We start from the raw sequence: 14,209 nt of genomic DNA on the forward strand, positions 1-14,209 counted from the left end.
TTCGGGATGCAGGAAGGCGGCAGCGCTGTGACAAATTCGTCCGGAACGAATTTGAACGGCCGAAGGCGGCCTTCGGTGACGGACATCGCCGGGAGCATAGAAAACGATGCAACCGGGGTGAATGAATGCAGTCAACGCCCCCGCAGTTCGAAAGACAACGAGTATCAACTTCTCCCTTCCGAGGATCTGACCGGTACGGTCAGATAAGATATGTTAAACAGTATTTTGGTCATACTCTGCCTGATCGCCGTGAGTGCGTTCTTCTCGATATCTGAGATCTCACTTGCCGCTTCACGCAAAATTAAACTTAAGCTGCTGGCCGATGAGGGCAATCTCAATGCCCAACGCGTGCTAAAGATGCAGGAAAACCCCGGGATGTTCTTTACCGTGGTGCAAATTGGTCTTAACGCCGTTGCCATCCTGGGCGGTATCGTCGGTGACGCCGCATTCTCTCCGGCTTTTTACAGCCTGTTCTCCAGATACCTGTCGCCTGAACTCTCCGAGCAGTTGAGCTTTATCCTCTCCTTCTCGCTGGTGACTGGCATGTTCATTCTGTTCGCGGACTTAACCCCGAAACGCATCGGTATGATTGCGCCAGAAGCTGTGGCTTTGCGTATCATCAACCCGATGCGCTTCTGTCTGTTTATCTTCACCCCGCTGGTCTGGTTCTTTAACGGGCTGGCGAACGTTATCTTTCGCCTCTTTAAACTGCCGATGGTACGTAAAGATGACATCACCTCCGATGATATCTATGCGGTGGTTGAAGCCGGTGCGCTGGCGGGCGTCCTGCGCAAACAAGAGCATGAGCTGATCGAAAACGTGTTCGAACTGGAATCCCGCACCGTGCCGTCCTCCATGACATCACGCGAGAATGTGATCTGGTTTGATTTACATGAAGACGAGCAGAGCCTGAAGAACAAGGTGGCGGAGCATCCGCATTCAAAGTTCCTGGTCTGTAACGAAGATATCGATCACATCATCGGCTACGTGGATTCAAAAGATCTGCTTAACCGCGTACTGGCAAACCAGAGCATGGCGCTGAACAGCGGCGTGCAGATCCGTAATACGCTGATTGTGCCGGACACGCTGACGCTCTCTGAAGCGCTGGAAAGCTTTAAAACCGCTGGCGAAGATTTCGCGGTGATCATGAACGAATACGCGTTAGTGGTGGGGATCATCACACTCAATGATGTGATGACCACGCTGATGGGCGATCTGGTCGGTCAGGGTCTGGAAGAGCAGATTGTGGCACGCGACGAGAACTCCTGGCTGATTGACGGCGGTACGCCAATCGATGACGTGATGCGTGTGCTGGATATCGACGAGTTCCCGCAGTCTGGCAACTACGAAACCATCGGCGGCTTTATGATGTTTATGCTGCGTAAGATCCCGAAACGTACCGACTCGGTGAAGCTGTCAGGCTATAAGTTCGAAGTGGTGGATATCGATAACTATCGTATTGATCAACTGCTGGTGACGCGCCTGGATAACAAAGCGAGTACGCTGACGCCGAAGCTGCCGGATGCCAGAGAAGAGACGAAGGCCTAATAGCGTCTTCCGGAAACATCAACGGCTCCCATCGGGAGCCGTTTTTTTAACTACTGCATAGCACTTTGGTTAAGCCATCTCTGTCTGCAGACGCAAAACCTGACGGTTAACTTCGGACATCACTGACAGATGCAGTTTGTCCTTCACTTTTGGGATAAGGATCTTGCCCTTATCAAATTCAAAAGCGCCAACGTCCTTGATATATAACCGTCCACGGAACAGGATCTTCACGTACTTCGCCACCTGAAGTGGGTTGTACCGTTGGAAAATTTTCATTGTTGTCTCCTGCTTTATTCTCGCCCTTGCGGTACCACAATCGGTCCAACAGTTCTAAGGCGCAAATTTTAATGCTTAATGACTATAGACTATCTCTGCGATGTTTCCAGTATGTATAAGTTTATTTACCGTATGATTACAATTATTCAGAGTAATCTAAACATTGAAGCCGTGAATCCAGTATAAGCCTTCGTTTTACGCAGGATTTGTGCGCCGCACCGCAAACTGGCATTGCGCTTGCGTGAAAAAGCATCATTCGCACATATGATTAAATGTCGGGCCTAAGTGGTCGGATCACCTGCAAACAATAAGAAGGAAACACCATGACCTTACGTAAACTTATGGCGCTGGCGTGCCTGCTGCTGCCGATGATGGCCTCCGCACATCGTTTCGAAACCAACGAACGCGTGCCACCCGTCGGGATAGCCGATCGCGGTGAATTGATTCTGGATAATGATACGTTTAGCTACAAAAGCTGGAACAGCGCACAGCTCCCCGGAAAGGTGCGGGTGTTACAGCACATTGCCGGGCGTACTTCCGCTAAAGAGAAAAATGCCACCCTGATTGAAGCGATCAAATCGGCAAAACTACCGCATGACCGATACCAGACCACCACTATCGTTAATACCGATGACGCGATCCCCGGCTCCGGCATGTTTGTGCGGAGTAGTCTTGAGAGTAACAAGAAACTCTATCCGTGGTCGCAGTTTATCGTCGACAGTAACGGCGTGGCGCGTAAAGCCTGGCAGCTGGATGAAGAGAGTTCAGCCATCGTCATCCTTGATAAAGACGGGCGCGTACAATGGGCAAAAGATGGTGCGCTAACTCAGGAAGAGGTGCAGCAGGTCATCGCCCTGCTGCACAAGCTGCTCAGTAAATAGCGACCCGGAAGCCGGGGTTAAGGAACGATTCACGCGGGGTGTAATCCAGCGATTTCCCTTGCCAGTCATGAACATGCGCCCCGGCAGCCGCAGCGACCGCATGGCCTGCGGCGGTATCCCATACGTTAGTTGGCCCAAAGCGCGGGTACAGCTGCGCATGACCTTCCGCCACCAGGCAAAACTTCAGCGAAGAACCTATCGACGTCGTCTGATGTTCGCCAAGCTGCTGTAAATATTCTTTCAGTTCGTTGTCGGTATGCGAGCGGCTGATCACCACCAGCGGAGGACGCGCGTCGCGCACCTGAATCTGCTTACGCACCCCACACTCTTCTTTCCAGGCCTTGCCCTCTGCCGCGCTGTACATCACCTTCATCACCGGCGCATACACCACGCCCAGCACCGGCTTACCTTTGTCGATCAGCGCAATGTTGACGGTGAACTCCCCGTTGCGCTTGATGAACTCTTTGGTCCCGTCCAGCGGATCCACCAGCCAGTAACGCTGCCAGTGCTGGCGTACATCCCAGCCCGGAGGATCCTCTTCAGACAAAACCGGAATATCCGGCGTCAGCGCCTGTAGCCCTTCGAGAATCACGGTATGAGCGGCAATATCTGCTGCGGTGACCGGAGAATCGTCCTGCTTGCGGGCGAACTCCATCGGTTTGGCTCCATCATAGACCTGCATAATGGCATCGCCCGCGTTCCGTGCAAGCTGGCATACATGTTCTAACATTCTCCACCTCGTTTATGGCAGTGGTGTTAACTCGTTGTTTTACTTATACCCGATCGTTGGAGGATCCGCCAACTGTGATAGCGTCTGCGGTTTTGGCGGATAAATTCATGGCATGATTCACAGTTCTGTAAGCAAGAAAACATATATACATTTTCTTTTGTGGCTTAGATCTTAAAAGGATGCCCCTGATGATTAAGTTTAGTGCAACGCTTCTGGCTACGCTGATTGCGGCCAGCGTGAATGCCGCGACCGTCGATCTCCGTATAATGGAAACCACTGATTTGCATAGCAACATGATGGATTTCGATTATTACAAAGATACCGCGACTGAAAAATTCGGACTGGTACGCACCGCAAGTTTAATCAACGCCGCCCGGGATGAGGTGAAAAACAGTGTGCTGGTTGATAACGGCGATCTGATCCAGGGTAGCCCTCTGGGCGACTACATGGCGGCCAAAGGGCTTAAAGAGGGGGAGATCCATCCCGTCTATAAGGCACTGAACACGCTGGATTACGCCGTGGGCAACCTCGGTAACCATGAGTTCAATTATGGTCTGGCGTTTCTGCATAAAGCGCTGGCTGGGGCGAAGTTCCCCTACGTTAACGCCAATATCATCGACGTTAAGACCAAAAAGCCGCTGTTTACGCCCTATCTGATTAAAGATACAGAGGTCGTCGATACGGAAGGCAATAAGCAGACGCTCAAAATTGGCTACATCGGTTTCGTTCCGCCCCAGATCATGACCTGGGATAAAGCTAACCTCAGCGGCAAAGTGACCGTAAACGACATTACCGAAACGGCGCGTCAATATGTGCCGGAGATGCGGGAGAAAGGGGCTGACGTGGTGGTGGTTATCGCCCACTCGGGGCTTTCTGCCGATCCGTACCAGAGCATGGCGGAGAACTCTGTTTATTACCTCAGCGAAGTTCCCGGCGTGGATGCCATTATGTTTGGTCACGCACACGCCGTTTTCCCGGGTAAAGATTTTGCCAATATTAAAGGCGCCGACATCAACAAAGGAACGCTCAACGGCGTGCCGGCTGTAATGCCGGGCATGTGGGGCGATCATCTGGGCGTGGTTGATCTGGTGCTCAACAACGACAGCGGTAAATGGCAGGTCACGCAGGCGAAAGCGCAGGCGCGCCCGATTTATGACGCCGCGGCGAAAAAATCGCTGGCCACGGAAGATAAAAAACTGGTGGATATCCTGAAAGCCGACCACGACGCCACCCGTGAATTCGTCAGCAAACCCATCGGGAAGTCAGCCGACAACATGTACAGCTACCTGGCGCTGGTACAGGACGATCCCACGGTACAGGTGGTGAATAACGCGCAGAAAGCCTACGTCGAGCACTTCATTCAGGGCGATCCCGATCTGGCGAAACTGCCGGTGCTTTCTGCCGCAGCGCCGTTTAAAGTTGGCGGACGTAAGAACGATCCGGCCAGTTTTGTTGAGGTAGAAAAAGGACAGCTCACCTTCCGTAACGCAGCCGATCTGTATCTCTACCCCAATACGCTGGTGGTTGTGAAAGCCAGTGGAAAAGAGGTGAAAGAGTGGCTGGAGTGTTCCGCCGGGCAGTTTAACCAGATTGATGTGCACAGCGATAAGCCGCAGTCGCTTATCAACTGGGACGATTTCCGCACCTATAACTTTGATGTGATTGACGGCGTAAACTACCAGATTGATGTTTCGCAGCCGGCCCGCTATGACGGCGAATGCCAGACGGTGAACCCAAAAGCGGAACGTATCAAAAATCTGACCTTCAACGGCAAACCTGTCGATCCAGAGGCGATGTTCCTGGTGGCGACCAACAATTATCGCGCCTACGGCGGTAAGTTTGCCGGTACCGGCGACGACCATATCGCCTTCGCTTCCCCGGATGAAAACCGTTCCGTGCTTGCCGCCTGGATTAGTGCGGAGTCGAAACGTGCAGGGGAAATTCACCCGGCGGCGGATAACAACTGGCGTCTGGCGCCGCTTCACAGCGATAAGAAGCTTGATATCCGCTTTGAAACCTCACCCACCGATAAGGCCGCCGCGTTTATCAAAGAGAAGGGACAATACCCCATGCAGAAAGTCGCCACCGACGATATCGGATTTGCGATTTATCAGGTGGATTTAAGTCAGTAACACGGAGTGTCGGATGGCGGTGATTGCGCCATCCGACAAAAACTTACGCCGCGCGATCTTTCCGCTGTGCCAGCACATGCGGCAAATTAAGTTCTATCCAGTCCGCCAGTGCCGCAACTTTATCACTCACTTGCTCACCCAGCCCGGTCAGGCTGTACTCCACGTGCGGTGGCACCACCGGAAATGACACCCGGTTAATAAATCCATCTTGCTCCAGCGCCTGTAAAGACTGCGCCAGCATCTTCTCACTCACGCCGCCCATTTTGCGGCGTAAATCGCTGAAGCGATGCGTCCCGTCACGTAGCGCCACCAGAATCAATACGCCCCAGCGGCTGGTCACATGTTTCAGCACCTCGCGGGACGGACACTGCTCGGCAAACAAATTACCGTCGCGTAGCTGCCGGGAAAGCGTCGAAGTGGTCATTTTCATACTTACCTTTTTGTGCGTACTTACTAAAAGTAAGTTTAAGTGCTAGCTTAAATAAACACAAGCGACACATTAAGGAGTTTCCCCATGATTGCGATTACCGGTGCAACTGGCCAACTGGGCCACCACGTTATTGAAAACCTGCTGAAAACCGTTCCTGCCAGTCAGGTAGTGGCGATTGTCCGTAACCCGACGAAGGCAACCGCTTTAAGCCAGCTGGGCGTTACCGTGCGCCAGGCGGATTACAGCGATGAAGCCGCCTTCACCACGGCTTTACAAGGTATCGACAAACTGCTGCTGATTTCATCAAGTGAAGTGGGACAACGTGCCACACAGCATCGTAATGTGATCAACGCGGCGAAGGCCGCCAGTGTGAAGTTCATCGCCTACACCAGTCTGCTGCACGCCGATCGTTCCCCGCTGGGGCTGGCTGATGAGCATGTGGCCACCGAGCAGATGCTGGCAGATTCCGGTATTCCTTACACCCTGCTGCGCAACGGCTGGTACAGCGAAAACTACCTGGCGAGTGCGCCTGCCGCGCTTGAACACGGCGTCTTTATCGGTGCGGCGGGTGAAGGAAAAATTGCCTCAGCCACCCGCGGAGACTATGCCGCCGCCGCCGCTCGGGTGATCGGCGAAGAGGGGCATGTCGGTAAAGTGTATGAACTGGCTGGCGATGAAGCCTGGACACTGAGCCAGCTGGCGGCGGAACTGACAAAACAGAGCGGGAAAAATGTCGTCTATCAGAACCTGAGCCAGGCTGACTTTGCTGCTGCGCTGAAAGGCGTGGGTTTACCTGCGGGTCTGGCGGATATGCTGGCCGATTCTGACGTCGGCGCCTCCCAGGGCGGTCTGTTCGATGACAGCCATACCCTGAGCAAACTGCTTGGTCGACCGACAACCACGCTCGCCGAAAGCGTCAAAGGCATCCTGTAAGTGTTAAAAAATCGTTAATTATGGTGGCATCCCCACGCATCCTCTCTGATAATGACAGAACGGTTCGTGGGGAGAGATAACGTGCAAGGTGTACCTGAGCAGTTTACTGATGAGAAAGACAGCGCCCGCTTTCGCCATCTGGCGCAGGTGCCCGGTGTTGAACTGTACCATGCGCATATCTCACGTTACGCCTTTGAGCCTCACACCCATGAAGCGTTTGGCATTGGCGCCATAGAAGCCGGTGCCGAGCGCTTTCGCTATCGCGGCACGCAGTACGTTGCCCCGGCGAATTCTGTCGTTACCATGAACCCTGACGAGCTGCATACCGGTGAAGCGGAAACCGCCGACGGCTGGCGCTACCGGATGGTCTACCTGGAGCCCGATCTGCTGGAAGAGGTTACCGGGATCCGTCACTGGTGGTTTCAGGAAGTCACACGCCACGATCCTCAGCGCTCACGCCAGATCTGCTCGCTGATCCACGGCCTGTGGCACACCGACGATCCGCTGGCGCAAAAAGGATTGCTGCTGGATTTGATCGAAACCTTCCAGCCGCTGGCGCGTCATGCCCCCACGTTGCAGGAAGGCTCGCACCGTTTTGAACGGGTACGCGACTATCTGCACGACAACTATATGCACCCGGTGACCCTTGACGAACTGGCGCAGGTCGCATCGCTCAGCCCCTGGCATTTTCAGCGTCAATTCAAAGCCCATTTTCACGTGACGCCGCATCAGATGCTGATGGCGATTCGCCTCTGGCGAGCGAAGGCGTTTCTCACCCTCGGTATGCCCGCCGCAGAAGTTGCCGCCGCCACCGGCCTGACCGACCAGTCGCACCTCACTCGCGCGTTTACTCATCGCTACGGTATTACGCCTGTGCGCTATCAGAAACAAGTCGCCAGACGTTGATCAGCAATCTCATACAATACACCCTCGTTTTCCCTGCCTACACTCTTCGCAACGTTAAAATGTATGGATGTAAAAATGATTAGCGGTGTGTTGTATGCCCTGCTGGCAGGGCTGATGTGGGGGCTGATCTTTGTCGGGCCGTTGATCGTGCCGGAATATCCGGCAGTCCTGCAGTCGATGGGCCGCTATCTGACCCTGGGGCTGATCGCCCTGCCCCTGGCGTGGCTGGGGCGCAGGCGTCTGCGGCAACTGTCGCGCCAGGACTGGGTAACCGCGCTGGCGCTGACGATGATGGGTAACCTGATTTACTACGTCTGCCTCGCCAGTGCGATTCAGCGTACCGGTGCGCCCGTCTCGACCATGATCATTGGCACGTTGCCCGTTGTGATCCCGGTCTTTGCTAACCTGCTCTATAGCCATCGCGATGGCAAGCTCTCCTGGTGGCGTTTAGCTCCTGCCCTGGTGCTGATTGGTATCGGGTTGCTGTGCGTCAATATTGCGGAGCTTAGCCAGGAGCAGCCCGATTTTAACGGCTGGCGCTATGGCTCAGGAATTGTTCTGGCGCTCATTTCCGTGGTGTGCTGGGCGTGGTATGCACTGCGAAATGCCCGCTGGCTGCGGGAGAACCCGGACAAACATCCGATGATGTGGGCAACGGCCCAGGCGCTGGTCACGCTACCGGTGTCACTGCTGGGATACGTGGCCGCCTGTGCCTGGCTGCATAAACAGACACCCGATTTTTCCCTCCCCTTCGGCCCGCATCCTGCGGTTTTTATCGGGCTGATGGTGGCGATTGCGGTGCTGTGCTCATGGGTCGGGGCATTATGCTGGAACATCGCCAGTCAGAAACTGCCGACGGTCATCCTGGGACCGCTGATCGTGTTCGAAACGCTGGCTGGTTTGCTGTACACCTTTATTCTGCGTCAGGAGATGCCGCCGCTGCTGACGATAAGCGGTATTGCTTTGCTGGTTGTCGGCGTCGTCGTGGCGGTCAGAGCGAAACTGGAAAAGCCCGCACTACACGAGTGGGCCAGTGAGGAAAAATAGCCTGGTATCCTAAAGGGGTATTCCCCTGACCTTAAGTTGCATTTAAAATGCAACTTAAACTATTGAGAATGAGGTAACGGCTATGGCTTATCGCGATCAACCTTTAGGTGAACTGGCGCTCTCTGTCCCCCGCGCTTCTGCCCTGTTTCGTAAGTACGATATGGATTACTGCTGCGGCGGTAAGCAGACGCTGGCGCGTGCCGCCGCTCGTAAGGCGCTGGATGTTGAAGCTCTTGAGGCTCAGCTTGCACAGCTGGCTGAACAGCCGGCAGAGAAAGACTGGCGAACCGCTAAACTTGCCGAAATCATCGACCATATCATCGTGCGTTATCACGACAGGCACCGTGAGCAGCTGCCGGAACTGATCCTGCAGGCAACTAAAGTTGAACGCGTACACGCCGACAAACCCAACGTACCAAAAGGTCTCGCAAAGTATCTGACCATGCTGCATGAAGAGCTTTCCAGCCACATGATGAAAGAGGAGCAGATCCTGTTCCCGATGATTAAGCAGGGTATGGGCAACCACGCAACGGGCCCGATCGGCGTGATGGAAAGCGAGCATGAAGAGGCCGGAGAATTGCTGGAGGTGATCAAACACACCACGCACAACGTCACCATCCCGCCCGAAGCCTGCACCACCTGGAAAGCGCTGTACAACGGCATCAACGAAATGATCGATGACCTGATGGAACATATCAGCCTGGAAAACAATGTATTGTTTCCACGCGCCCTTGCAGGGGAATAAATAAAGGCGCCCGAAAGCGCCCTGATTCATAGAGTATTGAGCCGCATTGCGGCTCTTTTTTATTTACGCAGATCAGCCATACGCTTCTTGCCGATAAACAGCCAGCCCAGACCCAGCGCGATAAACCACAGCGGCGTCACGAGCAACGCCTGACGGGTATCATCTTCCAGCGTCAGCAGTACCAGCACGAAGGCGAAAAACGCCATGCACACCCAGCACATCAGTTTGCCCAACGGCATTTTGTAGATGGATTTCTCATGCAGGTGCGGACGCTGTTTGCGGTACACCAGATATGAGCACAGGATGATGGTCCAGACGAACATGAACAGAATCGCCGACACCGTGGTAATCATGGTGAACGCGCCAATCACGCTTGGATTCACGTACAGCATCACTACGCCACCCAGCAGGCAGATGCAGGAGAAAGTCAGCCCTTTCGCCGGTACGGCACGCTTAGAGAGCTTAGCGAACGCCTTTGGCGCCACGCCCTCCTGCGCCAGGCCGAACAGCATACGGCTTGTAGAGAACACACCACTGTTGGCGGAAGAAGCCGCAGAGGTCAGCACCACAAAGTTAATCAGACTGGCCGCGGCAGGCAGCCCCACCAGCACGAACAGCTCAACGAACGGACTCCTGGCCGGTACCACCGAGCCCCACGGCGTCACTGACATGATAATGATCAGTGCGAAGACGTAAAACATGATGATACGGATCGGAATCGAGTTGATCGCACGCGGCAGCGATTTTTCCGGATCTTTGGTTTCTGCTGCCGTCGTGCCGACCAGCTCAATCCCCACAAACGCGAACACTGCTATCTGGAAGCCGGCAAAGAAGCCGCTTAAGCCTTTCGGGAACCAGCCGCCGTCATTCCACAGATGGGTGAACGAGGCTTCCACGCCCGTGGGTGATTTGAAGTGCATCATCACCATCACCAGGCCAACCACAATCAGCGCCACGATAGCGACGATCTTAATCATTGCAAACCAGAACTCCATCTCACCGAACATTTTAACGGTAGCAAGGTTCAGGCTCAGCAACAGAATCACCACCGCCAGCGAGGCCACCCAGTCGGAGAGACCGGGGAACCAGAACTGGGCATAGGCAGTAATCGCGACGACGTCCGCCATCCCGGTAACCACCCAGCAGAACCAGTAGGTCCAGCCGGTAAAGTATCCCGCCCACGGACCGAGCAGGTCAGAGGCAAAATCACTAAAAGATTTGTATTCCAGATTCGAGAGCAGCAATTCCCCCATTGCCCGCATCACGAAAAAGAGCATGAAACCGATAATCATGTAGACAAAAATGATCGATGGCCCAGCGAGGCTGATGGTTTTACCGGAGCCCATAAACAAACCCGTGCCGATGGCGCCGCCAATAGCGATAAGCTGAATATGCCGATTTGTGAGATTGCGCCGTAGCGACTGTTCAGCCGGAGCCTGTTCGTCGGCCGCGACTTTAACCTGATCTACCATGTTTATTCTTCCTGTACCTGTCTGTGTTGTTCGGGCTCTGCGGCCTTTCGTTGTCTGTCGTGCAATGATGTTACGACGATCCTGTTATCAGGACTCATCGATATTAGGTAAGATTCGGCGGGATGAATACTAAGAATTAAATGTAATGTTAATTATATGTTTAAAATGAGTGTCATATCACTCTGGTAACGCGAATTAGCTCACAAAAATACACGCAACAACTGCATTTGCAAGATAAAATACCAACATTCGTCGTAATTAAGGTGTTATTGCGCGTTTCCTGCTCCCCCCGGTGAGGAGGGGAACAGAAGTCACTGCTTACAGAATTTCCAGCAGCTCAACGTCAAACACCAGGGTGCTGAACGGAGGGATGGACGCACCCGCGCCACGTTCGCCATAAGCCAGTTCCTGAGGGATAGTCAGCTCCCATTTTGAACCGACCGGCATCAGGGTCAGCGCTTCAATCCAGCCAGGGATCACGCCGTTAACCGGGAATTCAGCCGGTTCGCCGCGCGCAACGGAGCTGTCGAATACGGTGCCATCAATCAGTTTACCGGTGTAGTGGACGCGTACGCGGTCGGTGCGCGCCGGGATTGCGCCTTCGCCCTGAGTCAGAACGCGGAACTGCAGACCGGATTCGGTGCTGTTAACACCCTCTTTTTCGCGGTTCTCTTCCAGGTATTTTACGCCTTCAGCCGCCATTGCCTGAAAACGTTCGCGACGTACTGCATCAGCACGTTCGTGGATTTCACGCAGCGCACGGTGCACCACATCAACCGGCACCGCCGGTTGTTTGCCTTCCAGCGCATCGGCAATACCTGCAACCAGCGCCTCAGGCAACAGCCCTTCCAGACCGGATTCGCTCAGCTGCTGTCCTACCTGCAAACCAATGCCGTAGCTTGCTTGCGCTTCGATAGTGTCAAAAGTCGGGGTTGCCATCGTATTTCCTTTCATCGGATATAAAGTAGCGGGCAGCATAGCAGCCATGCTTCTTCTGGTAAAACTTTGTCGCGGGGAGGATGACAAATCGTGAGGAAAAAGAAACAATAGGATATCCGTGTGAGGTCACGAAAGCGGACAGTACGACAAGTATCATAGCTGCTATCTATACACAAAATCATTCGAGAAGCATCGAGGCGGCAACTGAATGACAAATTCGTCTGGAACGAATTTGAACAGCTGAAGGCTGCCTTCAGTGAGGAACAAGGATGTCCTTCATTAATTACCTGACGCTTACACAAGTCAGTGACTGAGGTAAGTAAAGGAAGCCAATAAAGAGGCAGTTTGAAGAATGACGTGTATATACTCTATGATTCAGGAACGAAACGCGGAGCAGGAGGAAAGCCATGCCCGGGCGCTTTGAACTAAAACCAACCCTGGCGAAAATCTGGCATGCACCGGACAATTTTCGCATCATGGACCCACTGCCGCCAATGCATCGCCGGGGCATTATCATTGCCGCGATTGTGCTGGTGACTGGCTTTCTGCTTCCTTCAAACGATACCCGCGATGCGCCCGTTGTCACACGCAACGCCCAGCTCGATCTTCAGTCACAGTCTCAGCCGCCGACGGAAGCGCAGCTTCAGGCACAGCTCGTTCCTCCGCAAAACGATCCGGATCAGGTTGCTCCTGTGACACCCGAACCGGTCCAGGAAGGCCAGCCAGAAGAACAACCGCAGACGCAGCCATCTCAGCCCCAGACCCAGCCTTTCCAGCAGGATAGCGGGATTGAGCAGCAGTGGCGCTCTTATCGCGTGGAGTCGGGTAAAACAATGGCGCAGCTGTTCCGCGACCACGGCCTGCCGCCAACGGACGTTTACGCAATGGCCCAGGTTGAAGGTGCAGGCAAGCCGCTCAGTAATCTGAAAGATGGTCAAATGGTACAGATTCGCCAGAACGCGAATGGCGTGGTAACCGGTTTAACCATTGATACCGGTGATAACCAACAGGTTCTGTTTACCCGTCAGCAGAACGGCAGCTTTGTGCGTGCGCGTTAATTCCTGACGCCGGGTGGAACCTGAGTGGTGTGCACCCGGCCTGCAGTTAGCGAATTTTACTGACCTTATTGACCCACCAGATCCCCGAGCAGACCAGCACCAGCGCCAGCGCGTATTTCCACTCCAGGATATTTTCTCCGAGGAAAATGGCCGACAGCACCGCGCCGGAGACAGGGATCAGGAAATTAAACGGCGCAATCATTCCCACACGATTGTACTTGAGCAAAATACTCCACAGCGCAAAAGCCACCGATGAGAGCAACGTCAGATAACCGAGAATTGCCACGGAAAAGAGGCCGTGGACGGTAAGCGAGCCGCCAAAGAGATACCCGCCAATCACCAGCGCCAGACCACCGATGCCAAGCTGGTAACCCGTCATCACCGTCGGATCCACCGTCTGCGAGATCCGCTTGCCGTAAAGGGTCGCAGCAGAAAGGATAAAGGCCGCCAGCACCACCGAACCATCGCCCAGCAGGCTAAAGTTGAAATCCATCAGGCCGCTGTTGAAGTTCACGACCATCACCCCGGCAAAGCCAAGAATACAGCCCAGCGTCTTGTTATAGCTCAGCCTGTCGTTCTGATAGATGAAGTGGGCCAGCAGTACGCTAAAGAACGTACCTGTCGCATTCATAATCGAGCCTTTCACACCGGTGGTGAACGCCAGACCAATGTAGAAAAAGATGTACTGCAACGAGGTCTGGGTCAACCCCAGCAACGTCAGCTGACCGAACTGGCGCGAGCTTAACCGGCCAATCGGCTTGCGTTGCAGTATCGCCAACACCAGCAGCAGCAATCCCGCAAACAGGAAGCGATATCCGGCAAAGACAATTTTGGACGGGATATCATCCGTCGCAATCTGGAAGATCTCGTAACCACTCTTGATCGCCGGGTAAGCGCTTCCCCACAGCAGACAGCAGAACGCAGCGCTCAGCCAGACAATATTTTTACGGGCAAACAGGGGCTGCGGGTGTGCGGTATCCATTCATCACCACTTTGAAATTATGTTTTATTTTTAACGATTATCCTGAAAAGGGTAAAGAATAGCCAGAGAGAAAAATGGAGAGGGGTCATAAAAGCAAAACGCCGACACGAGGTCGGCGTTTTTCACGAGG

The 14,209-nt window shown here is 54.0% G+C and carries 14 protein-coding genes; 8 read left to right on the top strand and 6 right to left on the bottom strand.

The window, feature by feature from the left end:
• Window positions 1-210: 210 nt before the first annotated feature.
• Window positions 211-1,548 carry a hemolysin family protein gene (locus tag C3432_RS16560; RefSeq protein WP_103777645.1) on the top strand — a complete coding sequence of 446 codons (1,338 nt, stop codon included), beginning with the start codon at window positions 211-213 and terminating at the stop codon, window positions 1,546-1,548.
• 69 nt (window positions 1,549-1,617) lie between these two features.
• Here C3432_RS16560 and C3432_RS16565 read toward each other — a convergent pair whose 3' ends face one another.
• Window positions 1,618-1,824 carry a DUF1107 domain-containing protein gene (locus C3432_RS16565; RefSeq protein ID WP_002886707.1) on the bottom strand — a complete coding sequence of 69 codons (207 nt, stop codon included), beginning with the start codon at window positions 1,822-1,824 and terminating at the stop codon, window positions 1,618-1,620.
• Window positions 1,825-2,147: 323 nt separating this feature from the next.
• Between C3432_RS16565 and C3432_RS16570 the strand changes: the two genes are divergently transcribed.
• Complete coding sequence (locus C3432_RS16570) at window positions 2,148-2,705, top strand: YtfJ family protein (protein ID WP_103777646.1); 558 nt, start codon at window positions 2,148-2,150, stop codon at window positions 2,703-2,705.
• Here the strand turns inward: C3432_RS16570 and cysQ are convergent.
• Entirely contained in the window at window positions 2,695-3,435 is a 741-nt protein-coding gene (gene cysQ, locus C3432_RS16575) for a 3'(2'),5'-bisphosphate nucleotidase CysQ (protein ID WP_103777647.1), read from the bottom strand. The two genes, C3432_RS16570 and cysQ, sit on opposite strands and share 11 nt — an antisense overlap.
• A gap of 188 nt (window positions 3,436-3,623) precedes the next feature.
• Here cysQ and C3432_RS16580 point away from each other — a divergent pair, with 188 nt between their 5' ends.
• Window positions 3,624-5,567: a bifunctional 2',3'-cyclic-nucleotide 2'-phosphodiesterase/3'-nucleotidase gene (locus tag C3432_RS16580; RefSeq protein ID WP_103777648.1), complete on the top strand. Its 1,944-nt coding sequence runs from the start codon at window positions 3,624-3,626 to the stop codon at window positions 5,565-5,567.
• Between the two features lie 43 nt (window positions 5,568-5,610).
• Here C3432_RS16580 and C3432_RS16585 read toward each other — a convergent pair whose 3' ends face one another.
• Complete coding sequence (locus tag C3432_RS16585) at window positions 5,611-5,991, bottom strand: winged helix-turn-helix transcriptional regulator (protein WP_103777887.1); 381 nt, start codon at window positions 5,989-5,991, stop codon at window positions 5,611-5,613.
• A 90-nt stretch (window positions 5,992-6,081) separates the two neighbouring features.
• Between C3432_RS16585 and C3432_RS16590 the strand changes: the two genes are divergently transcribed.
• The 4 genes from C3432_RS16590 (at window position 6,082) to ytfE (ending at window position 9,628) form a co-directional block, all read left to right on the top strand.
• Entirely contained in the window at window positions 6,082-6,930 is an 849-nt protein-coding gene (locus C3432_RS16590) for an SDR family oxidoreductase (protein WP_103777649.1), read from the top strand.
• Window positions 6,931-7,011: 81 nt separating this feature from the next.
• Window positions 7,012-7,836: an AraC family transcriptional regulator gene (locus C3432_RS16595; protein ID WP_103777650.1), complete on the top strand. Its 825-nt coding sequence runs from the start codon at window positions 7,012-7,014 to the stop codon at window positions 7,834-7,836.
• 75 nt (window positions 7,837-7,911) lie between these two features.
• A complete protein-coding gene (locus tag C3432_RS16600; protein WP_103777651.1) occupies window positions 7,912-8,883 on the top strand; it encodes a DMT family transporter in 972 nt (323 codons plus the stop codon).
• Between the two features lie 82 nt (window positions 8,884-8,965).
• The gene (ytfE, locus tag C3432_RS16605; protein WP_103777652.1) at window positions 8,966-9,628 is read left to right on the top strand and encodes an iron-sulfur cluster repair protein YtfE; all 663 of its coding nucleotides are present in this window, start codon (window positions 8,966-8,968) and stop codon (window positions 9,626-9,628) included.
• Window positions 9,629-9,687: 59 nt separating this feature from the next.
• Here the strand turns inward: ytfE and cycA are convergent, their stop codons facing one another.
• Both cycA and fklB read right to left on the bottom strand, forming a co-directional pair.
• Window positions 9,688-11,100, bottom strand: a complete 1,413-nt coding sequence (gene cycA, locus C3432_RS16610; RefSeq protein ID WP_103777653.1) for a D-serine/D-alanine/glycine transporter — start codon at window positions 11,098-11,100, stop codon at window positions 9,688-9,690.
• A 318-nt stretch (window positions 11,101-11,418) separates the two neighbouring features.
• Window positions 11,419-12,039 carry an FKBP-type peptidyl-prolyl cis-trans isomerase gene (gene fklB, locus C3432_RS16615; protein WP_181012936.1) on the bottom strand — a complete coding sequence of 207 codons (621 nt, stop codon included), beginning with the start codon at window positions 12,037-12,039 and terminating at the stop codon, window positions 11,419-11,421.
• Between the two features lie 407 nt (window positions 12,040-12,446).
• Between fklB and C3432_RS16620 the strand changes: the two genes are divergently transcribed.
• Window positions 12,447-13,097: an OapA family protein gene (locus C3432_RS16620; protein WP_103777654.1), complete on the top strand. Its 651-nt coding sequence runs from the start codon at window positions 12,447-12,449 to the stop codon at window positions 13,095-13,097.
• Window positions 13,098-13,143: 46 nt separating this feature from the next.
• On the opposite strand, the gene C3432_RS16625 is transcribed toward C3432_RS16620, so the two are convergent.
• A complete protein-coding gene (locus C3432_RS16625) occupies window positions 13,144-14,079 on the bottom strand; it encodes a DMT family transporter (protein ID WP_103777655.1) in 936 nt (311 codons plus the stop codon).
• Window positions 14,080-14,209: the final 130 nt, after the last annotated feature.

The sequence above is a fragment of the Citrobacter amalonaticus genome (genome assembly GCF_002918555.1).
GTDB lineage: Bacteria > Pseudomonadota > Gammaproteobacteria > Enterobacterales > Enterobacteriaceae > Citrobacter_C > Citrobacter_C amalonaticus_A.